Genomic DNA, 21,162 nt, shown 5'->3' with positions numbered 1-21,162 from the left:
CTCCCTCTAAAAAAGGTGATGGTATAGCATATGAATTTCATTAGCTATCGGTGTTAATTTTAGTCCATCGATCGGCATCGCGTGTTTGGAATTTATGCATTATCTTATCATGCGCCTCTGTCAAATCAATACCCAAAGAGTTCGCAAAACAGATCGTAATAAACAAAATATCCCCTAGCTCCAGCTCAATAGAGTTGTCTGCTTCAGTCGCTTTTTTTGGTTTCTCACCAAATTGGTGATTAACCTCTCTTGCTAATTCTCCAACTTCTTCGGACATACGGGCAAGCATGGAGAGTGGACTAAAATAGCCTTCTTTAAACTGTGAAATATATTGATCCACTTCTTTTTGCAGCTCTTGCAATGAACGTTCTGCCATATTCGAATATCTCACCAACCTTTATCCTTGTTCAAACTGATCCTCATTGGCCGCTAACGGCAAATAAGGTTGTCTTTATCCATGTTATCGCAAACATGTATGGATGACAAATTTATTTTGTGCGTGTGATAGGCATACTAAATAACAAGTTCCGTATGGCAATTGCTGAAGTTTCAAAGTTTGCGGTACGAAAAAACATTTACTGCGGAGGCTGAACATCCTATGTCAACCAAGCACTCGGTGGAAAGACTCCATGCTTTACTTCCTATCTTGCTCGGCACCGCCATCTACGCTTTCGGATTGCATTACTTCGTCATTTCAAATGAATTGATGGAGGGTGGAATAACCGGGATCGCTCTTCTTTTAAACTACATCTTCCAATTTCCTCCTTCAATATCGACATTGGTTATCAACGTTCCCTTGTTTGCTATAGGATGGAAGTTTCTAGGCAAGGAAGCGATGTATTATTCTATTGTCGGTACTGTTTCTCTCTCATTTTTTCTGTGGATCATGGAATGGTTGATTCAGCATAGCTGGATTGTGCCCTTTAGAACAGAGCATGATTACTTTCTGGCTACCGCTTACGCCGGACTTACATTAGGAATCGGTTTAGGGCTCGTATTTCGCTACGGAGGGACAACCGGGGGATCGGATATCATAGCTCGAATCGGACAAAAGTGGAAGGGCTGGAGTATGGGTCAGGTCATCTTATTGTTCGATGGCCTCGTTATTGGGACCGCATTTTTTTTTATTCCTAAAGAAAAAATATTGTATACCCTTGTTGCGGTATTTATTACTACCAAAGTAATCGATATTATTATTGAAGGTGCCTATGCCGCACGCTCATTTACCATTATTACCGATCATGCCGAAGAACTCGTCACCATGATTTCTGAACAAACCGACAGAGGAGCAACTATCATTCCTGCAATCGGCGGTTATTCGAAGCAAAATAAAAATGTTGTGTACTGTGTTGTATATCGCCAAGAAATGAAAAGGCTCAAAGACTTAACCCGTTCCATCGATCCCCATGCGTTTATTATAATAAACGAGGTCCACGATGTTTTGGGTGAAGGCTTTAAGCCGGAATAATTAATAAAACTTTGTTTGATATGCAATGCAACCTCTGCCTAATCTGCATCCTGTTTGCGGACTGGTATAACCCCATTATCCTTTTTAGCCAGACGCCAGCCTGCAAAGGCCAAAGCTGCGATAATAAACGAACCTATTGCCAACGTCCACAAGATCGGATTTTGCTGATCAATCACGGGTAAATAGGCTGTTGCTGCTTTCTTCATAAACAACTTGTCCACATGCTGACGCAAGGTTGGCAATATATTAGTGATCTGTTTGTAGTTATCCTGCTCTTGACGAGCTTGACCCGAAACAAAGCCGACGAGAGAATCCAGCTTCTCTACATCTGCCACTTCACGACTAATCAGTAAGCTTGGATGAATGACAGAGATATGCTGTTCGAATTGCAGCACGCTCTTCTGTACCCCCGCTTTTCGCTGCTCCTTGGCCGCTTGTTCCAATTGGTCCATGTCTTCTTGAAGCAATTTGTAATACTGAAGCCACATTGGCTGTGTTGCATGAGTTAGCGCATCTGTCGCCAAACGAATTTTGGCAGCTGTAACTTGACCTTCTTCAGGAGAAAATTTTACCGAGCTAAAAACTTTATTAGCTTGTGTAACTGTTTCTGTTAAAGCATTCAGTCCTTCAATTGAGGTTATACCCTCATAGCTGATTTGTGGAATCTGATCGCCCAACTGCTGAAGAACTGCTCGTCCACCTGCAAAATCTCCCTGCATCACCTTGTTATACATATCATCTGCTGTTTGATTCAGCAGCCCCACTCTTTGCAGCTGCTCCTGCGTTGGCTTTGGTACTGCCGCTTCATGCGAGCCTTTGCTTGTGCTTTGACAGCCTGCAAGCAGCCCGACCCCAAGCAGAACTGCCAAAATGAAGCCAACCCCTTTCCATTGGCTAAAATACCACATCGGACATCCCTCCTACCATCATCGTATGGGGGGATGTCCACATTTAGACCAGTTTTAAGGCTGTCGTTTTTCCAAAATCAAACGTATTTTCATCATTACATACGCGACAATTACACTTACAAAGCTCAGCTCTACTGTAAATGTGGCCACAGCATTCAAATCGTCTTCTAACGACTCAGGCAGCCAAGGATAAACTCCATAGCCATAGTCCATGTAATCGTTCAGAAATGCCCAAATGGCAACAATGAATATGGACAGTGGGCGATAAGTATATAATCTCAAATATAAGAGTGCTTCAGCAGCCATACCCAGATGGGAGATAGTAAGCATCCAATCTTGCCAGCTAACCGAATCCCCTTGATAAACCCCTGCCCAAATCATGCTCACAGCCCATATCCCATACTTGAAGGAAGTGATTACGGCGAAAGCTTCCACTATTCCCCGAATCCATCTATATCGGGGTTCTGTCCCCCTCAACAGATATGAATCCATAAGCAAAAAACCTATAGCCGCTGTAAAGAAAAGACTTGCAGTCGGACTATCTGGTACGAAGGGAAGAAATATAGCTGACTTTGTTTCAGCTGTATAAGTCAGCTGCTTCCAATACCACTGATATCCGTATATCGTGCCGAGCAAATTGATCCAGAATAAACTCCAAAGCATGAAGCGGCTTGATAAAAACGCCTTTGAGAAATAAGTCCTTATAGACATGCTCAACAAAAGAGGTTCCTCCCGTATGACTTCTACTGGTTGAAAGCTTCCGAACGAAGCATTTTCAATGAAGATGTTTTCGTGTCTTAGCGGTTGCTTTTTTTACAATAACAGATAAGAATAATGCCTTTTGAAATCGTGTTCCTTGGAATGGAAGGCTTTAAGTGAAGGGCAATACGGAAGTGATTGTTCCTCTATCACCTGAAAAGTCCAAAAATCAGAGTGATAAGGGAACAGCTAGTTCCGCTGTTGCTCTGTTTTGTGCATAAATGCTTCAATTCGGCCAACATAACGGAATTCCCACTTCCGCTATCGCCCCAGATTGTCGGCGACAAATGGAATAGCGGAACTATCCGTTCCGTATAAGATCCTCCAAGGCTCATCGCCGCTATCTCTATCATGGGGGCATTCAAGATCTTAAGCTCAGCTTATCTTGCGAGATAATAGGGTACCCTCGGCAAACTTATATTTAGAAAGAGCAACTTCCTTTAGCGCTATAAAGCACTTGAACCTTCTCATTGTTCGAAAAAAAACCTGACCGATCGTACGGTCAGGTCCATGAATTATTGTGCTTTTTGCTTGCCTAACCATTCAGCCAGCTTATTGATGTCTGCATCGGTTAATCCCTTAGCAATGTTCGCATCATACTGCGCGCCCATATTGCCTTGGCCTTTTTTGATGATGCCCAAAATCTCATCTTTACTGTGCTTGTCGCCGACACCCCGTAAAGCTGGGATACCGGAAGATGGCATACCTTTTAACTCGCCGCCATGGCATTGAAGACAAGTTGATTTTTTGTAGATCTCAGCAGCTGGATCATCAGCAGCAACAATTGCTGCAGCTGCAGCAGGCTTCTTGGCTGCACCGCCGCCGCTGTCGCCTTTACCAGCATGCATTTCTTGCTCACGCTTAATATGCTCAGGAATAATGTTCTTTTCCTTCAATTCATGCTGATAGTGAGACCAGGATACTACCGTCAGGTATGTAATGGCCACTAAGCTTAATAGCATCAAAGCTGTTGTAATAGGACGTTTGTAAAAACGTCTTTCCTTACCTGTATCGAGGAATGGTGCGAGCATCAGTCCACCGAATAAAATACCTGGAACGATAACCGTACCGAATACAACGAATTTATCAGAAGCATAAGGATATTTAAGCAACTGGTACATAAATAAGAAGTACCAGTCAGGCATTGGAATAAACGCTGTATTAGTCGGATCAGCCGGATAGCCAAGCGGAGCAGCTTCGGACATAACCAATACCAATATACCAACTAGACAAACAACAGCAACCATCCACTCTTTTAAAAGAAAGTTAGGTATAAATACTTCCGACTTTCCGGGATAGGCTGAAAAATCCGGTTGAGGCAAACGTGAGGTTTTAGCACGTACGCGGGTATCCCCAACATAAACAATTTTCTCATCAGGCTTATGACCATGTGCCACTATTGATGCACCTCCTTGCTTTCTTTTATAGCGGTCCAGAAATCCCTTGTTTACGAATCATAAAGAAGTGTCCTGCCAATAGGGCAAGCAATGCGCCTGGCAAAAAGAACACGTGCAATGCAAAGAATCTTGTAAGGGTCTGAGCACCTACAACTTCTCCACCTTGAAGGAAAGTCTTAATGTAATCACCCGCATAAGGAACCGAAGCGGCAATTTTGATACCAACTTGCGTTGCGAAATAAGCTTTGTTATCCCAAGGAAGCAGGTAACCTGTGAAGCCTAATCCCAACATAACAAAGAAAATCAAAACACCAACAACCCAGTTCATTTCACGAGGTGCCTTGTAAGAACCTGTAAAGAACACGCGCAGTGTATGTAAGAACATCATAACGATAACCAAACTCGCTCCCCAGTGATGCATACCGCGCACGATGACGCCAAACGCCACCTTATGCTGAAGGTAGTCAACACTTGCATAAGCATTGATAATGTCCGGAACGTAGTACATTGTCAAAAACATACCGGAGAGAATTTGAATAACCGTAATAAAAAACGTCAATCCGCCGAAACAATAAACAAAAGCGGAAAAATGGTGGGCAGGATTCACGTGTTCAGGAACCTCGTGATCGGCCACATCTCTCCACATTGGCGTGATATCTAGACGTTCATCAATCCAGTTATACATGTTTTTAAACATCAGATTTTACGCCTCCTTATACCCTCTTGTTCGGACCAAGCTGTCCTACGTACACAAATCCGTTTTCTACTTTAAGGTCGTACTGATCCAAAGGCAATGGCGCTACAGCAAGGTTTTTTCCGTCTGCCGTATAATGTGCACCATGACAAGGACAATAGTACTGGTCTTTGTACTCCGGATTTGAATTCCAGTTTACTGTACATCCAAGATGCTTACAGGTTGGATTCAAGGCGAATAAATTGCCTGCCTTATCCTTGGAGATCCAAGCTTCCAGTTCAGGATCACTCTCATACCAGCCGTCTACTTGATGCACTTTAAATTTGAAAGAAGTCGGTACTTCCGTAACCTTCGAAGCCTCGACCACTTTTACCCAAGCCGCTTGCGATTTCGGTTGAAGGACCGGATCAATAGCAAAGCGAAGCATAGGAACAATCATTCCAGCGCCCATGAATGCTCCTGCTCCCCCTAGGGTATAAGAAAGAAACTGTCTGCGGGACATCTCGCGACGTTTAACAGGCTTTTCCCCTTGATGCTGCGCATCATGATTATTGTGCTCACTCATTCTCGTTCTACCCCCTTTTGCAACATATATCACGTCGTTCGACATAACTTTACAACACATACTAGGACATTACTAATAATAGCTTACGAGTTAGGGTGCGTCAAGAATATAGCCTTCTCTTTAAAGGCTTCAAAGCTTGTCCCAACCGTAACTTTTAACGAAATTGTCACATATGCCTCTTCGGATTAATTAGTTTGTCCTGTACATAGAATTAGCAAATATGCCACTGAACATACACACATCACAAACTATCCCTTTATCAGCTCTTAGACACACATTCTGTATCAACTGTCAATCTTATTTGACCATAATTGCTGAAGCTTATTAGAGATTTGTTCCTTAACACTATGCTGTGAATCATTTAGCTTCTCTTTTGGGAGGGTAAAGAACAGATCGGCTTGCGCATTCATAAACAACGGTTCAAATTCCGATTTTGCGCTAACGATCACAATATATTTAAATCCATTTTCCTTTAAATTTTTACACACAAGCCTTAGCATACTTCCCATTTCTTCACCTAATACAAAATGATAGGCAGGATAAGTTAAAACCCTTCCCTTGTAAGGTATTTCAAAGCAATCCAAAGCATCCCTTAGCTCCTCCAGCGCTTGTACAGCCTCCCAAGGCTGCTCCGCCCCAGTTAACCCGGTAACAGGCAATAAACATGTATCCACGTAAGGACGCAGTTCCTCCCAACTATTTTGGGAAACATCACTAAACTTCATTTTATCCTCCTTATAGTTCCGCTTTAACGAAACTTCCTTCATAAGCATTTTCTTAGAGTTTGCTACTAACACTTTAACACAGAAAAAAAGACATATGAACCAGCTTCATATGCCTTTCATTAAAATGTCACAACCTAAGGCCCAAGAGCATCCAGTTATTTTCCATGAGCGTAGAGCGATTTCAGTTCTGTGGTGAGGGCTAGAAAAGTGACTTCATCTCCCTTGGCCAAAGCCAAATCAATCTCTTTGTACAAATACTGCTCCTTATGTTTGCGTATAGACTCATCAAGCACCATTTCGGCAAACAAGCTCAGCATCATATCATTGGAAACATTCATTTTGCCCATAGAATCTACCTCCAGCTGGGTCGTGCTCAAAATAGTTTATTGCCAGGGTTCACTTGATGCCGGTATTCGCTGCCTTTTACACAATAGCTTTCCATAGTACGCTGCATTCGTTGCAAGTCGGCTTCAATCAATTCGCGTATAACCTTTGCAGGAGAACCCAGTGAAAGAGTATGGGAAGGAAGCTGCTTATTCTCCGTAACGAGAGACCCTGCCCCTACTAAAGCATATTCACCAATATCTGCTCCGTTAAGTACAATAGCCCCCATACCGATTAATGTGCCTTTACCTATACGGCATCCATGGATTATAGCACCATGTCCAACCGATACTTCCTCCCCTACAATAAGAGGCTGATCCAAATTTACATGTCCGATACAGCCATCCTGGATATTACTTCTTCGCCCAATACGAATTGGAGCCAAGTCGCCGCGAAGTACTGTGTTATACCATATACTCGCTTCCTCTTCAATAATTACATCTCCGATGATTTGAACACCCGGCGCAATAAAAACAGTGGGATGTATTTGCGGCATTACTCCGTTATAGCTGTGCAGCATTAGGCTCTCACTCCTATTTCCATTAGTTGGTGGAGTGATTTTAGCAATCCTATTAACGATTGTCAAATGGCAATACAATAAGATCTTCCTCTGGTACATAGATCCCCTGAATAATACGTCCGCCTATTTTAGTTAACTGCACGACGGTACCTTTATCCTCATGCTGTCCAATGCGGATTAACCCCAAATGCATCATCATTTGCAATATCCGCTGTTCAATAATGGAATCAGGGTTATCGTAATAAAAGGGACGGATCAATGGGACCAGCGCTGCTTTGACAGATTCGATCGTAGCCCATGTTTTCGTGAGCTTTTCCACCCATTGAGCTAGAGACTGAAGATTCGGAATGGCTCCTTTATACAACCTTAACCAGAAGCGGTACACTTGAAGCAGGTCTTCCTTATGTGAATTGGCAATCCTGTCTCTTCCCTTCTCACTCAATGCCAGAACTTGATTATGCTCTGTAATCAGCTCTTGAAAGTAACAGTAATCATAAATAAACGAAAAGCGGTTTGGATATTCCTTAAACATACGTCCATAGCCAAAACGCCAAGCTGTCTTGCCAACCAGCTCTTCTTTAACGGAGAGTCGGTCCAGAACCTGCTGCAAATATCGCTTATACATGAAGTTTTCTGCCGTCAATACCGTCTCTTGCTGCCCAACAAAGTGAAGAAAGTGATAGATGTCTTCAATAATCAGCTTTTGCTCGTCCCGATATACGCCCGGTTCATCCGATAAATCAAGCTGTTGCTGCAGCTGCTTGCCTAAAGCATCACCAAACCTTTTCTTTAAATCGGCAGGCACCTGGAACAAATATCGGGTATCCCGCGAATATCCGTTAAATAACCACCCCCGCTGTTTGAAACGGGTAATCATATCTCTCGGATTCCAGCCATCATCCTCTTCTTTAACAAACCGGCTTTGTTGAACACGAGCGATAAGTTCTTCCAGACTGAATGAACCTCTTTTATCAAATATAAGAGAGTTCAAAAAACGAATGTCTTCTATTGATAGTTCGATGACCTGCCGCTCAAACACCTCTCTGCGAGTTACTGTAGATAGGATTGATTGGATCAGCTCATTTTTGGAGTGGCCATTGCATTCACAATTGTACGTTGTGGCAATTCGGCCCAAGTCGTGAATATCCGCATAGCTCAACATATCCGCTAAATTCATGGCACTATACCTCCCGTACACGCTTAGTACCATTATTGGAAGTTGTGCTGAATTTAAACACAGTTCGCAAAACTTTTCTAAAAAAGGGAAAGCTTCGCTTACCCTGAATCGCAAAAAAAGCCCCTCTGGGCTTTTCTTTAACTTATACAATTACAGGTCGTTCAAATGAGCCGTACAATTTAACAACAAACAATTCCAAATGGATATATCGCGCTTAATCACAGTCAAGGAGGTATTACTTAAATGCGATTCAACCGGTTTCCCCATTAAATGTTCAAGTACAGGGGCAATGTAACCGCCGTGACTAACAATCAGCACTTTCTTACCTCGATGCCCCGCTTCAAGATCTTGCAAAAAAGAGAACCACCTTGCGAGTAAATCTTCATCGCTTTCCATACCAAGATCAAGCTCTCTCCAGCCTTCACCCCAGCGATTTAGCCTGTCATCCAGCGTCGTACCTTCCAATTGACCGAAATGTCGTTCTCTTAATCTGGAATCCAATCCCCATATAGGAGTACCCGTCTTGTCTGAAATAGTTTGCGCCGTTTGTTTGGCTCGAATTAAATCACTGGACATAATTCCATCCCATGTCTCCGATTTCAATCGCTCGCCCAGCCGCTCGGCTTGCAGCCGTCCAACCTCTGCTAAATCCGTGTCCATTTGCCCCTGCATTCGGCCAACCAAATTCCATTCTGTTGTACCATGCCGTATTAATCCTATAGTAATCATGAAGTCTACGCTCGCTTCCCGACCTTGAGATAAAAAGCCTCCTTATTTAGGAGGCTTCATTGCTATGACCTTGTCCTGGACAACCAATTCAATACAAGCAATGTAGATGTCAACCCAAGTAAAGACAAGAACAGCATGTAATCCTGATAAGTATGAATCGGTCCAACCTGATACATAAACGGCTCATTGAAGCCCTTGAGACTGGCTACTGCGGATGGCATCGTATGCACATTCATTGATTCCGTTTTACTGGAGGCAATTACAACCGGATCTCCAATCCGTCCAAAAACGGATGAATTCGTATTCGCTACAACTTCCCCAGCTGTTGGCTGGTGAGTAATGGAGTAAATAAATGAAAAGATAAACAAAGCAAGACAGAATGCTATCGCAGCTGTAATGTTTCTGCGAAGTTTAAATGAGATAGCATATAAACGATCTGCAACGGGAACTCGCCAGCCTTCGTCCTCATAGATCCGGTTCATTACACTTCGCGAGATCGGCGTTGATTGATCCGAATATTCATCTGCTGACGCGGCTGATTTGATTAATTCCGTGCTTTCCAGCCAAATTTCGAATTCAGCCTGGCAGCTGTCGCAATGCTTAATATGCTCATCAACTCTTTGTCTCTTTAAATCATGCTCTGGCAGGTCCCAGTAGACGCCGAATAATTCCTGTATATCATCACATTTCATCATCGATTCATCCCTTCATACTCCTCAAAAATCGGATCAAGAAAGTATGGTTCCAACTGGAGCTTTACGCTAGCTCTCGCCCTGAACAATAAGGATTTAACCGAACTCACGGTTTGCCCAAGGATATTCGCAATTTCCTGGTAGTCGAGCTGGTCATATTCACGCAGGATGAGGGCAGACCGTTGCTTTTCAGGAAGATTATTTATTGCATCGCGAACCATCGAAACTTTCTCATTGCGCAGCGCACTCATCTCAGGCATAGCATCCAATCCCGCATGAGGCTCATGACCGCTTTGATCCAAAGATACATTATTGCTTTTATTTTTACGCAATTCGCTCAAAACCGTATTTCTGGCAATTGTATACAACCATGTTGAAAAAGTCGCTTCTACTTCACGAAAGGAGTGCAAGCTGCGGTAAGCTTTATAGAACGTCTCATTACATAAATCCTCAGCATGAGACTCCATCTTTGCGCTCTTTAACATGTGATAAATAAAAGCCAATATTTTACGTTCATAGCGACGCATCAAATCATCATATAGTTGGACGTTACCATCTTTGATCTCTCTGATCAACTGGGAATCGGTCATTTACTACGACCCTCCTTGTGATTCCTAGCTTACTCCCAGTGATTCTAACAAGTTTTACCGGATGGGAGTAAAAAAGTTGCGCTTATTTTTAAAATATTTTAATAATATTTATTCCATAGATAATATCATTCGGTAAAAACGGCATAATTCCTGCCTAATCGACATCTTTCAGAGTAATTTCCAAAAAAAGGTGTATAATCCTACTACAATTAGTGTACGAGACCAGGAGGAATAAGAGAACTTTTATTCGAAAACGCATCTTGGAAGATATATAGCCTCCCTGGCAGTAAATGACTCGAACAGTCGAGGTAGGATGCAAACAAAAAAAAAACCACCTCATATTAAGGTGGCTGCACAGAGTGCACATGATTCGGATAGGAGTGGAGAGAAACCATACTGTACTTTTATTATATGTATACGTTTTCAAAATGTCAATGGTTTTTTTGAAAACGCTTTATTTTTATTGAAAAAACAAAAGAATTACACGTGAACCGTGTAATTCTCCTGCTTTAACAGCTCTAATGCTCTGTCCATATGACACTCATCCCGGAACGATAATCTTAAAACTCCAGGTGTATCTTCCCGGCTTTCGATAATGTGAATATTGCTCAAATTAATCCTTTGGTTACCGAGGAGCATTGTAATCTGTCCGATAATACCCGGATGATCAGGAACATCCACATAAATTTCGAATACCGAGGTTAATACCCCTTTACGACGCTCCGGCAAGCTGCTGCGGAATTCACCCGCCTTCTGAAACTGCGCTTCAATCCCGCTTCCATCCTCATCCTGCAGCAGCTTAATGAATTGAGCTACCTCCTGATTCCAATCGGCAAGCAGTTTAAGCATAACATCCTTATTGTTGATTAGAATATCACGCCACATGATAGGATCGCCAGAAGCAATACGGGTTATATCCCTGAATCCGCCGGCAGCCAAATCTTGATACAAATGATTGTTTTCGTTATAGGCAGCGATTTGATTTACAAGAGCAACAGCAATAATATGCGGTAGATGGCTGATAGCCCCCACCACTTCATCATGCAAAACTGCATCGACTTTAATTAGAATCGCTCGTGTCCATTCAAGCAGCTCCGCTAAACGTCGGTAGCTTTCTTCCGGTACGGCTGTACTCGGTGTAAGTACGTAGAATGCATTTTCAAACAGATGGGAGGTTGCTGCTTCCACACCTGATTTTTCTTTGCCTGCCATCGGATGGCCACCGATAAAATACACATTGTCAAGCTCCAGCTTGGCTGCACTGGCTGCCACAGAGGCTTTCGTGCTGCCTACATCCGATATGATGCAACCAGGTTTTAAATCCATTTTAGACAGTTTAATTAAATACTCATCTAATATGCCTACAGGGCCACACAAAAAAATAAAATCTGCATCGGCCGCCGCTTCCTCCATCGAGGTAGTGGCTTGATCGACAACCTGGCGTTTTAAATATCTGTCCACGGAATGCGGATTATTGGAGTGGCCGACGACGGTTATCCCCGGCTTTCCCTTAAAGCAGAGCGCCAGAGAACCACCTATCAAACCAACGCCGAAAATAGCGATTTTTGTCATGAATAGGTTCCTTCTATCGTGTAATAATCCGTAAAAAACTACGGACTTATCGAACTATGCTTCTACCGTTACTTCATTCAGCGCAAGCTCAAGTGCACCGATGAACTTCTCATTCTGTTCTTGGCTCCCAACCGTAACTCTGATCATCGTCGGCAGCTTCCAAGAAGGATCGTGGCGCACAATTAAACCTTTGCGAAGCAAGGAATCAAATACTTGTCCACCAGGCCGTTCAACATTGACCATCATGAAGTTGCCATGGGCTGGATAATAGCTCAGTTTCAAGCGATCGAACTGTGCGGATAAGTATACAATTCCTTTTGCATTAGCCTCGCGGCAATCTGTAATAAACTGCTCGTCCTTTAATGCGGCAAGCGCTGCTTTCTGAGCAAATCCAGTCGTGTTAAACGGCTCACGCACTTGATTTACAGAGCGAATCACATCCGCATGTGCTATTCCATAGCCGATTCGTAATGAGGCCAAACCGTAAATTTTCGAGAAAGTCCGAAGAATAATGACATTCTTATATTGATTCACCAAGCCAATACTGTCTGGGTAATTTCCACTCACATTATACTCGGCATACGCCTCATCCAACACAACTAAAACATGCGCAGGCACCTTTTTCAGAAAATCAGCGACTTCCTGATCCGTATTCATCGTGCCTGTCGGATTATTAGGATTGCACAGCCAGAGAATTTTGGTTTTCTCTGTAACTGCACCGAGCATCGCTTCAAGGTCATGGGTTCCATCCTTTAAAGGCACTTCAATACAAACTGCACCTTCAACTTCGGCATTGTGCTTATATTGCGGGAAGGTTGTGGTTGCCATTATGGTTTCATCGCCAGGTTCAAGGTAAGCCCGAGCCAGCATCAAGATGATTTCATCCGAGCCTGCTCCGAAAATAACTTGATTGGTTTGAACCTTGAAATACTCAGCAACCGCCGCTGTTAATTCTACGGCACCGCCGTCTGGATAAATGCTGGATTGGTCAACATGAGCAATAATCGCTTCTTTGGCTTTAGGAGAACAGCCGAATGGATTTTCATTCGATGCTAATTTAATGACTTCAGTTAGTCCAAGCTCACGCTTTACTTCTTCCATCGGTTTGCCTGGCTTATACACCGGCAGGTGGACAATATTTTTCTTTGGCTGCACGCAGGTCACCCCATTCAAATAGTTGGAACATCCATGTTATCGGTTACTTTATAAAAAATGCCACAAATTTATGTAAGGCGTAAACACTATTTTAACTTATCTATATCATAGTTACCAGTCTGTTTCATTATTTTTATAGCAAGGGCCACACAATTAAACCAACTATACCATTTAATGGTATTAATGATTGGCTTCCTATGATATCCTTTAGGATAAAAATGACTCGAATAAACTTCAACTGAAAGGAAACTGCTGTGAAATTATGATACTCAAGAAATTAATCCGGTCAAAAATCGTCCTTATACTCGCCATCTCCGTAATTATTACGCTGACGGCAGTGCTCACAATGAATTCAGTCACTAAACAGGCGGCAAGTTATAATTATACGGCAAGTCAGGTAGTTGATCTGTTTTTCAAATCGGCTATAGCTGGAGATTTCAATCAAATGGCTTCCGTATCTATTGACCCTTGTATCGAAAGTAACAGAGAAAGAATCCAAATGTTTCGCGACTCCTATTTACCTACGGATCCAATAACTGCTTATACTATAATTAATACAACAACTATTAACTCCGAAACAGAGGAATATACAATAAGAATATCGACAAAATCAGGAACTATCCCTGGTGATCTGCCTTATAGAATTATTCGAATCAATAACGAATGGAAATTACTTTATGAGCGCTTTTCGATCAATGGTATTCTCAATTCTCCTGACTATGGCAAAGTTTCACGAATGACCGGTTGCGAAGCAAGAACCCGTGTTATGGATACAATAATTCAAAGAATCAAATCTTTTTTCTAAAATATTAGAAACAGCCCCCTCCACTAAGCAACGAATTGTTTAATAAGGGGGTTGTTTAGTTATGAATTTATTGAATAAGATTGCGTACGAACTCATCAATTTTTGAAAGTGCTTGTGGCCGTGTTGCCTCTTTCTCAAATAAAGTAAGCACATCCTCTACCTGACGTACAAGAGCGCTTCCTACAACTATGCCGTCGCATACTTTTGCGAACCTGGCAAACTGCTCATTAGTAGAAATACCGAAGCCTATTGCAATCGGTAATGTTGTAGACTGCTTAACCGTATCAAGAAATTCATCAATACCGCTGTGGAATTGTGTTCTCGTACCTGTTACCCCGAGTGACGACACGCAATATACAAAACCGGATGCACGGGACACAATTCGTTTGATACGCTCATTTGACGTTGGGGCCACAAGAGGAATCAAATGAATACCATTCTGCTCAGCTAGTGTACGCATTTCCGCGTCTTCTTCCATAGGCAGATCAGGAATGATCATTCCGCTAATATCGCTCTCCTTCAGCAAGCCAAAGATTGTATCGAGCCCAAGCTGAAGCACTGGATTGTAGTAAGTAAAAAGAATGAAAGGAAGCTCGCAGCCCTCGCTTCTAGCTTGACGTGCAGCTTCAATACAATCCCTGATTGAGATTTGGTTATTCTTCAATGCGCGTCCAGAGGAGCGCTGAATGACAGGTCCATCGGCCAGCGGATCAGAGTAAGGAACTCCTAGCTCGACCATGGTAGCTCCGGATTGCTCCAGCTGCTTAATAATATCGATGGAGGTCCGTAAATCCGGATCGCCAATCGTCAGAAAAGGAATAAATGCCGGCTTGTTCTGACCTTTAAGTTCGGCAAATGCCTTATCAATGCGATTCATTCGGCGTACCTCCCAAGTATTTCATAATCGCTTCCACGTCTTTATCTCCACGTCCAGATAAGCTGACAACAATGATTTCATCCTTGGCCATGGTTGGAGCTACCTTCATCACCTGGGCAATAGCATGAGCGCTTTCCAATGCAGGAATAATGCCTTCTGTGCGGCTTAGCAGCTGCAAAGCCTCCAGTGCCTCCTTATCCGTAATCGGGAAATATTCCGCACGGTTGGAATCCTTTAAATAAGCATGCTCAGGTCCAATACCGGGATAATCAAGACCAGCCGATATAGAATGCGCCTCTTGCACTTGTCCGTAAGTATCCTGCAGCAGGTAGCTCATAGAGCCTTGGAATACACCATGACTGCCTTTAGTCATTGTAGCAGCATGTTCATTCGTGTCGATCCCTCTGCCGGCGGCTTCCGCACCAATCAGACGCACCCCTTCATCACTTACGAATGGATAGAAGATCCCAATAGCATTGCTTCCTCCACCAACTGCGGCAATTACAGCATCCGGCAGCTTGCCTTCCTGCTCAAGTATTTGTCTGCGGGATTCGTCACCGATAATACGTTGGAAATCACGTACCATCATCGGATATGGATGCGGCCCTGTAGCAGAACCAAGAATATAGAACGTGTCCTCGACGTTACTAACCCAGTAACGCAATGTTTCATTGCAAGCATCCTTCAGCGTTTTCGTTCCTGAAACGACAGGAACTACTTCCGTCCCAAGCAGATTCATGCGGAATACATTAAGCTGCTGGCGCTTCATATCTTCCTCACCCATAAATACCTTGCACTCGTAACCAAGCAGCGCGGCTACAGTAGCTGTTGCCACACCATGCTGACCCGCACCAGTCTCCGCTATCAGCTTCTTTTTACCCATCGATTTAGCTAGCAAGCCTTGCCCCAGAGCATTGTTAATTTTGTGTGCGCCCGTATGATTTAAATCTTCTCGCTTTAAATAAACTTTGGCTCCACCTAAATGTGCCGTTAAACGCTCTGCATAAAACAATGAGGTTGGTCTACCAGAATAACGATGAAGCAAATAGTTCAGCTCTTGTTGAAATTTATCTTCTTTGACGTACTTTTTATAGGCATCTTCCAATTCAATCAGAGCACTCATTAAGGTTTCTGGAACATAGCGTCCGCCAAATTTCCCAAATCGCCCTTGTTCATCAGGTACGTTATACACGATGCTTCACCCTTTCTACAAAGCTGATTATCTTATTCACATCTTTCTTTCCGTCTGTTTCCACGCCACTGGACACATCGACCCCATCCGGGGAAAACCCATCTATCAGCGAGGTTACATTATCCGCTTGCAGGCCTCCAGCTACAAGAAGAGGAATACCTGCATCCCTGCACCACGCCTGATAGGGAGGGATGGAGTCCCAAGCAAACGTCTTGCCGGAACCACCACCATATACGGGATCGAATGTATCTAGCAATATTCCGTCAATAGTATCCTTGTAAGGATTCAGCAAAGCCGCAACAGCAGCGTCTGCATTTCCATGTCCAACTGAATCATCACTCAGAGAAGATTCTGATGCAGACTTTTTATCCATCGGCTGCAGCTGCGCTTGAGTTACCGATACGACTTTCCACACCTGCACACCAGGAAAAGCATTCTTCACCTTACGGCAGTATTCGGGACTTTCTTGCCCATGCAGCTGAATCACATCAAGCGGCGCTTCCGCCATTACACCCGCAAGCTCTTCTGAGTCGGGATTGACAAATACTCCAACGGTTAGTGGAACCTGCTCTCCGGACAAACGCTGATCAACTACTAGCTGAATCATCTCTCCTGCCTGCTGAGCCGTAACCTGACGTTTGCTTTTCGCAAATAGAAAGCCGATATAATCAATAGGTAAATGCAGAATAGCCTTCACCATATCCGGCTGCTGGAGCCCACATATTTTCACAGTGCTCATGCCCCACTCACAGCTCCTTTACTGCCGGAAGCCCCATCAGATCATGCACAGCTTGCTCTACAACAGGCTGGCGCATGAAATGCTCGCCGATTAGAACAGCTTCAGCTCCAATAGATTGTAAGTATGCAATCTCCGAAGGCTGGGATATCCCGCTTTCGCTAACAACCGTAACTCCTTTAGGCATATGTGCTATAAGCTCTTCGGTCGTTCTTAAGTCAGTAACGAAGGTTTTTAAATTGCGGTTGTTAATTCCAATTAATGTAGGAGCGTCTAATTCCAATACCCGATCAAGCTCTTCTTTATCATGAACCTCGATCAGCACATCTAATCCAATCCTTTTAGCTGTCGCTGAAAATTCCTTCATCTGTGAAGTGGTCAAAATAGCAGCAATCAGCAGAATCGCATCAGCCCCAATTAAACGTGTTTCATAAATTTGATGCAGATCAATCGTGAAGTCCTTGCGCAGAATCGGGACTCCCACCGAGCGCCTAACCAGACTCAAATAATCATTAGAGCCCTGAAAATAATCCACATCGGTCAGCACAGAAATACAGTCCGTTCCCGCAGCTTCATAAGCTTGAGCTAAGCTTACAGGGTCAAAATCGGCACGAATCAAGCCTTTGGACGGCGATGCCTTCTTCACCTCGGCAATGAGTCCCATAGAACGATTGCGTCCCTTGGACAATAAAGCCTTCTCAAATCCCAGGCAGGCAGGCAAGGAAGCAATATCTTGTTCCATTTCCGACAAGCTGATCCTGCTTTTCAATGCCGCAACCTCTTGCTGCTTGGTAGCTACTATTTTATCTAGAAACATGGTTGATTTCTCCCGTACATTGGACTAGTTGTTGCAGCTTGGCAGCGGCTTGCCCTGAATCAATTACATGAGCCGCATATTTAACACCCTCCTGAAGAGTGGCGCATTTACCTGTTACATAGAAGCATGCTCCGGCGTTCGCAAGAACAATATCACGGCATGCCCCTGACTCGCCGCGAAAAATATTACGAATGATTTCTGCATTAACAGCAGGGCCGCCCCCGACCACTTCCTTCATATCATAAGAACGTAAACCAAGTAAATCAGGAGTTACGTCATACGTGGTAATATCACCGTTCTTTAGCTCTGTTACCTGTGTCGCATCGGAAATACTGATTTCATCTAATCCATCATAGCTCGCTACAACAAGTGATCTTTTCACATTCAACGCTTGCATGACATGAGCAATTGTTTCCGTCTTGCCGCGGTCGAAAATCCCAAGCACTTGGCGATCAGCGCCTGCAGGATTGGTTAATGGACCCAACAGGTTAAATACAGTGCGGATGCCAAGCTCCTTGCGGGGGGCAGCTGCATGCTTCATCGACTGATGATACAGCTGCGCGAACATAAAGCAGATTCCCACTTGCTCCAAACATTGTGCTGCCTGCTGATTGTCTAGCGTAATATTAACACCCAAAGCCTCCAGCACATCAGCACTGCCGCTTTTACTCGACATCGCACGGTTGCCATGCTTGGCCACTCGTATTCCCCCTGCAGCTGCCACAATTGCTGCTGTTGTGGAAATATTGAACGTGTCTGCCCCGTCTCCGCCTGTGCCGCATGTATCTAACAGATCCGACTGCTCTGTTTGTACCCGATTCGCTTTGGCGCGCATAGCTTCGGCGAAGCCGGTAATTTCCTCGATTGTTTCGCCCTTCATTCTCAGAACGGTTAGAAACCCTCCGATCTGAGCAGGAGTGGCCAAGCCATCCATAATACCGGACATCACTTCATTAGCTTCAGCACGAGTTAAATGCTGGGTTAAAATTACTTTTTGAATCGCCTGCTGTATCGTTAGCTTATTGTCCATTTCTAACTGCCTCCCCCATACATATACTAATCACATACATATACCAAGCAGCCTTCAATACTTTAAGAGCTTGTTTAAATAGTCATTGTTGACCATTCAAACGGATACTTGAAGCCAGAAGTGACTGTTAAAGCTTATATAGCAGTTCAATTATTCGTAATAATCGTGATTAATAACGGAATGTGCATACGATTTTTTAGCGAAAACAGCCTCTGCAATGCGGATTGATTTAAGCATTCCCTTTGCTTTGTTGACTGTTTCCTCGTATTCATTCTCAGGAATGGAATCCCATACTATCCCGGCACCAGCCTGAACATAGGCTTTTCCATTTTTGAAAATGATAGTGCGGATCGTAATGCATGTGTCCATGTTTCCGGAAAAGCCCAAGTAACCAATTGCACCGCCGTATGCACCACGGAATTCATTTTCCAGCTCAGCAATAATCTGCATCGCTCTCAACTTGGGTGCTCCGGATACGGTTCCCGCAGGCAAACAAGAGATAAAAGCATCGAAGAAATCTTTGTCTTTGGCGATCTTCCCTGTCACATTGGAGACAATATGCATTACGTGGGAATATCGTTCGACCTGCATAAATGTATCGCAATGCACGGTTCCGAATTCAGAAACACGGCCGATATCATTACGTCCCAAATCAACAAGCATTAAATGCTCTGCACGCTCTTTCTCATCAGCCAGCAGCTCACGCTCATAAGCCTCATCTTGTTCAGGAGTTTTCCCGCGAGGTCTAGTTCCTGCAATCGGCCGTGTGTCCACTTTCTCATCCTCCACACGTACCAGCAGCTCGGGAGAAGTACCCACGATAACCTCGTCATCCATTTTTAAGCAGTACATGTAGGGTGATGGATTTAGAGTTCGCAAAATACGGTACACATGAAGTGGGGAAACATCTGTCTTAATCTCGAAGCGCTGTGACAGCACTACTTGAAAAATATCGCCTGCACGAATATATTCCTTCGCTTTTTCCACATTGCCAATGTACTGTTCCTTCGTCATATTGGATTGGATCTCTCCCAGCTCTACCTCATCCGGTATAGCCTGCTGAGACATTGAAAGACCAGGAAGCGGACGTTTCAGGCGTTCTATCGTATCATTGATTTTGGTGCATGTTGCTTCATAAGCCGCCAATATATCTGCGTCTGTTCCATGCTGAGGTACATGCACATTAGCAATAACTTTGAGCTGCTGTTTGAAGTGATCAAAAACAATAACTTGGTCGCAAAACATGAATTGAATATCATTCATCTGTAAATCATCAACTCGATGCGCCGGCAGCTTTTCATAATATTGAAGCAGATCGTAACCGAAGAATCCTACTGCGCCGCCAGTAAATCTCGGCAAATCAGGCAACGATGGGCTTGAATAAGTACGTAAGCATCCTTTTAGTACTTCAATCGGTTTTTGCTGCGTTTGTGTCTTTCCGTCCTGTCTCTCGATTGTAGTCACACCGTCTTTGGCAGTAATCATCAGGAACGGGTCTGTACCAATAAAAGAATAACGCGCCCATTTAAGTCCACCCTCTACGCTTTCTAACAAAAACGCCCGCTTCTCCTGATAAAAATGTTGAAATACCCGGATCGGAGTTTCAGTATCAGCCATTATCGACCGTACCACGGGAATTAAATTGTACAGCTTTGACAGCCGAATGACTTCCTTAGCTTCCGGTGTGTACATGTTCTTTCTCTCCTCTCATGTTTCCCCCACCCAAACCCTCCCCGCCGGGAGGGCTCCAAGGGCTGCCGCCCTCTGGACTCCCGCAGGTGCACCTGGGTTATGTTAGTTGGGGGATCGCTTTCGTCCTTATGGACACGCTTTACATCTGATCTCCCGCCTGTAGGAACGCTTTCGTCCCTGCGGGACACGCTTTACATTGTACTTTCACCCAAACTCCCTGATCTATCCTACTTCTCGCCCTGTGTAAGCGTGGAGTGGCTCGTTTTGCGAAGCTGAAGCGGCCACGACTAACGCGCTCCCACCACCCTACTCCCATCGAAGCACGGAACTTCCACCTTGCTCCACCTGTTCCCGCACTTATGTAAGCGTGGAGTGGCTTGCTTCGAGTAGCTGAAGCAGCCTCGACTAACGCGCTCCCTCCACCATACCCTCATCGAAGCACAGAAGCAGCTCCCTCCCCAACTGAGCGGGTGTCCAGAGGGCGGAGCCCTTGGGGCCCTCCCGGCGGGGAGGGTTTGGGTGGGGGCAAAATAAAATAAAAAAACCTCTACGTCAAAGTAGAGGTGGTTTCGCAGATGATCATCACCGTACTGCAGCTCCCATTGCCCAAAAAAAGCAATAAAAAATAAAAGTGCTGGAACAACCCAACTGTGGGCATGCACGGGAATTGGTGTTACA

General features: G+C 44.1%; 23 protein-coding genes. 2 read left to right on the top strand and 21 right to left on the bottom strand.

Annotated features, from left to right (window positions below; all coding sequences use genetic code 11):
• Positions 1 to 40: 40 nt before the first annotated feature.
• Positions 41 to 376 carry a nucleotide pyrophosphohydrolase gene (locus NV381_RS25185; RefSeq protein ID WP_258216051.1) on the bottom strand — a complete coding sequence of 112 codons (336 nt, stop codon included), beginning with the start codon at positions 374 to 376 and terminating at the stop codon, positions 41 to 43.
• A 222-nt stretch (positions 377 to 598) separates the two neighbouring features.
• Here NV381_RS25185 and NV381_RS25180 point away from each other — a divergent pair, with 222 nt between their 5' ends.
• Complete coding sequence (locus NV381_RS25180; RefSeq protein WP_258216050.1) at positions 599 to 1,468, top strand: YitT family protein; 870 nt, start codon at positions 599 to 601, stop codon at positions 1,466 to 1,468.
• 38 nt (positions 1,469 to 1,506) lie between these two features.
• Here the strand turns inward: NV381_RS25180 and NV381_RS25175 are convergent, their stop codons facing one another.
• From NV381_RS25175 to hisC, 14 genes are all read right to left on the bottom strand, one after another.
• The gene (locus NV381_RS25175; protein WP_258216049.1) at positions 1,507 to 2,376 is read right to left on the bottom strand and encodes a sporulation protein YpjB; all 870 of its coding nucleotides are present in this window, start codon (positions 2,374 to 2,376) and stop codon (positions 1,507 to 1,509) included.
• Between the two features lie 54 nt (positions 2,377 to 2,430).
• Complete coding sequence (locus tag NV381_RS25170; RefSeq protein WP_258216152.1) at positions 2,431 to 3,087, bottom strand: DUF1405 domain-containing protein; 657 nt, start codon at positions 3,085 to 3,087, stop codon at positions 2,431 to 2,433.
• A 563-nt stretch (positions 3,088 to 3,650) separates the two neighbouring features.
• Positions 3,651 to 4,532 carry a menaquinol-cytochrome c reductase cytochrome b/c subunit gene (locus NV381_RS25165; protein WP_258216048.1) on the bottom strand — a complete coding sequence of 294 codons (882 nt, stop codon included), beginning with the start codon at positions 4,530 to 4,532 and terminating at the stop codon, positions 3,651 to 3,653.
• A 25-nt stretch (positions 4,533 to 4,557) separates the two neighbouring features.
• Entirely contained in the window at positions 4,558 to 5,229 is a 672-nt protein-coding gene (qcrB, locus tag NV381_RS25160; protein WP_171655789.1) for a menaquinol-cytochrome c reductase cytochrome b subunit, read from the bottom strand.
• Between the two features lie 16 nt (positions 5,230 to 5,245).
• A complete protein-coding gene (locus NV381_RS25155) occupies positions 5,246 to 5,791 on the bottom strand; it encodes a ubiquinol-cytochrome c reductase iron-sulfur subunit (RefSeq protein WP_308862251.1) in 546 nt (181 codons plus the stop codon).
• A gap of 284 nt (positions 5,792 to 6,075) precedes the next feature.
• Positions 6,076 to 6,516 (bottom strand): YpiF family protein, encoded by a 441-nt coding sequence (locus tag NV381_RS25150; protein WP_258216047.1) that lies wholly within the window; start codon positions 6,514 to 6,516, stop codon positions 6,076 to 6,078.
• Between the two features lie 155 nt (positions 6,517 to 6,671).
• A complete protein-coding gene (locus tag NV381_RS25145; protein WP_258216046.1) occupies positions 6,672 to 6,863 on the bottom strand; it encodes an IDEAL domain-containing protein in 192 nt (63 codons plus the stop codon).
• 26 nt (positions 6,864 to 6,889) lie between these two features.
• Positions 6,890 to 7,420, bottom strand: coding sequence for a gamma carbonic anhydrase family protein (locus NV381_RS25140; protein ID WP_258216045.1), 531 nt, complete (start codon positions 7,418 to 7,420; stop codon positions 6,890 to 6,892).
• Positions 7,421 to 7,472: 52 nt separating this feature from the next.
• Positions 7,473 to 8,597 (bottom strand): hypothetical protein, encoded by a 1,125-nt coding sequence (locus NV381_RS25135; protein WP_258216044.1) that lies wholly within the window; start codon positions 8,595 to 8,597, stop codon positions 7,473 to 7,475.
• A gap of 150 nt (positions 8,598 to 8,747) precedes the next feature.
• Positions 8,748 to 9,326, bottom strand: a complete 579-nt coding sequence (locus tag NV381_RS25130) for a histidine phosphatase family protein (RefSeq protein WP_258216043.1) — start codon at positions 9,324 to 9,326, stop codon at positions 8,748 to 8,750.
• Between the two features lie 62 nt (positions 9,327 to 9,388).
• On the bottom strand, positions 9,389 to 10,021 hold the full coding sequence (locus NV381_RS25125; protein WP_258216042.1) for an anti-sigma factor family protein: 633 nt from the start codon (positions 10,019 to 10,021) through the stop codon (positions 9,389 to 9,391).
• Positions 10,018 to 10,608: an RNA polymerase sigma factor gene (locus NV381_RS25120; protein ID WP_171655796.1), complete on the bottom strand. Its 591-nt coding sequence runs from the start codon at positions 10,606 to 10,608 to the stop codon at positions 10,018 to 10,020. Before NV381_RS25120 ends, NV381_RS25125 begins: the two co-directional genes overlap by 4 nt.
• Before the next feature lie 480 nt (positions 10,609 to 11,088).
• A complete protein-coding gene (locus NV381_RS25115; RefSeq protein ID WP_258216041.1) occupies positions 11,089 to 12,180 on the bottom strand; it encodes a prephenate dehydrogenase in 1,092 nt (363 codons plus the stop codon).
• A 54-nt stretch (positions 12,181 to 12,234) separates the two neighbouring features.
• Positions 12,235 to 13,335, bottom strand: coding sequence for a histidinol-phosphate transaminase (hisC, locus tag NV381_RS25110; protein WP_258216040.1), 1,101 nt, complete (start codon positions 13,333 to 13,335; stop codon positions 12,235 to 12,237).
• A gap of 262 nt (positions 13,336 to 13,597) precedes the next feature.
• On the opposite strand from hisC, the gene NV381_RS25105 reads away from it, so the two are divergent.
• Entirely contained in the window at positions 13,598 to 14,140 is a 543-nt protein-coding gene (locus NV381_RS25105; protein WP_258216039.1) for a hypothetical protein, read from the top strand.
• A gap of 67 nt (positions 14,141 to 14,207) precedes the next feature.
• Here the strand turns inward: NV381_RS25105 and trpA are convergent, their stop codons facing one another.
• The 6 genes from trpA to trpE all read right to left on the bottom strand — a co-directional run bounded on the left by trpA (position 14,208) and on the right by trpE (position 20,484).
• A complete protein-coding gene (gene trpA / locus NV381_RS25100) occupies positions 14,208 to 15,017 on the bottom strand; it encodes a tryptophan synthase subunit alpha (RefSeq protein WP_258216038.1) in 810 nt (269 codons plus the stop codon).
• Positions 15,004 to 16,209 (bottom strand): tryptophan synthase subunit beta, encoded by a 1,206-nt coding sequence (gene trpB, locus NV381_RS25095; RefSeq protein ID WP_258216037.1) that lies wholly within the window; start codon positions 16,207 to 16,209, stop codon positions 15,004 to 15,006. The genes trpA and trpB overlap by 14 nt, the downstream gene beginning before the upstream one ends.
• A complete protein-coding gene (locus NV381_RS25090) occupies positions 16,202 to 16,948 on the bottom strand; it encodes a phosphoribosylanthranilate isomerase (RefSeq protein ID WP_258216036.1) in 747 nt (248 codons plus the stop codon). Before NV381_RS25090 ends, trpB begins: the two co-directional genes overlap by 8 nt.
• Before the next feature lie 7 nt (positions 16,949 to 16,955).
• Complete coding sequence (trpC, locus tag NV381_RS25085) at positions 16,956 to 17,762, bottom strand: indole-3-glycerol phosphate synthase TrpC (protein ID WP_258216035.1); 807 nt, start codon at positions 17,760 to 17,762, stop codon at positions 16,956 to 16,958.
• A complete protein-coding gene (gene trpD / locus NV381_RS25080; protein WP_258216034.1) occupies positions 17,749 to 18,792 on the bottom strand; it encodes an anthranilate phosphoribosyltransferase in 1,044 nt (347 codons plus the stop codon). The genes trpC and trpD overlap by 14 nt, the downstream gene beginning before the upstream one ends.
• 150 nt (positions 18,793 to 18,942) lie before the next feature.
• Entirely contained in the window at positions 18,943 to 20,484 is a 1,542-nt protein-coding gene (gene trpE / locus NV381_RS25075) for an anthranilate synthase component I (protein WP_258216033.1), read from the bottom strand.
• Between the last annotated feature and the right edge of the window lie 678 nt (positions 20,485 to 21,162).

Source organism: Paenibacillus radicis (ex Xue et al. 2023), from assembly GCF_024722015.1.
In the GTDB taxonomy this organism is placed as follows: Bacteria; Bacillota; Bacilli; order Paenibacillales; family NBRC-103111; genus Paenibacillus_S.
This window is presented reverse-complemented; position numbering and strand designations above follow the sequence as displayed.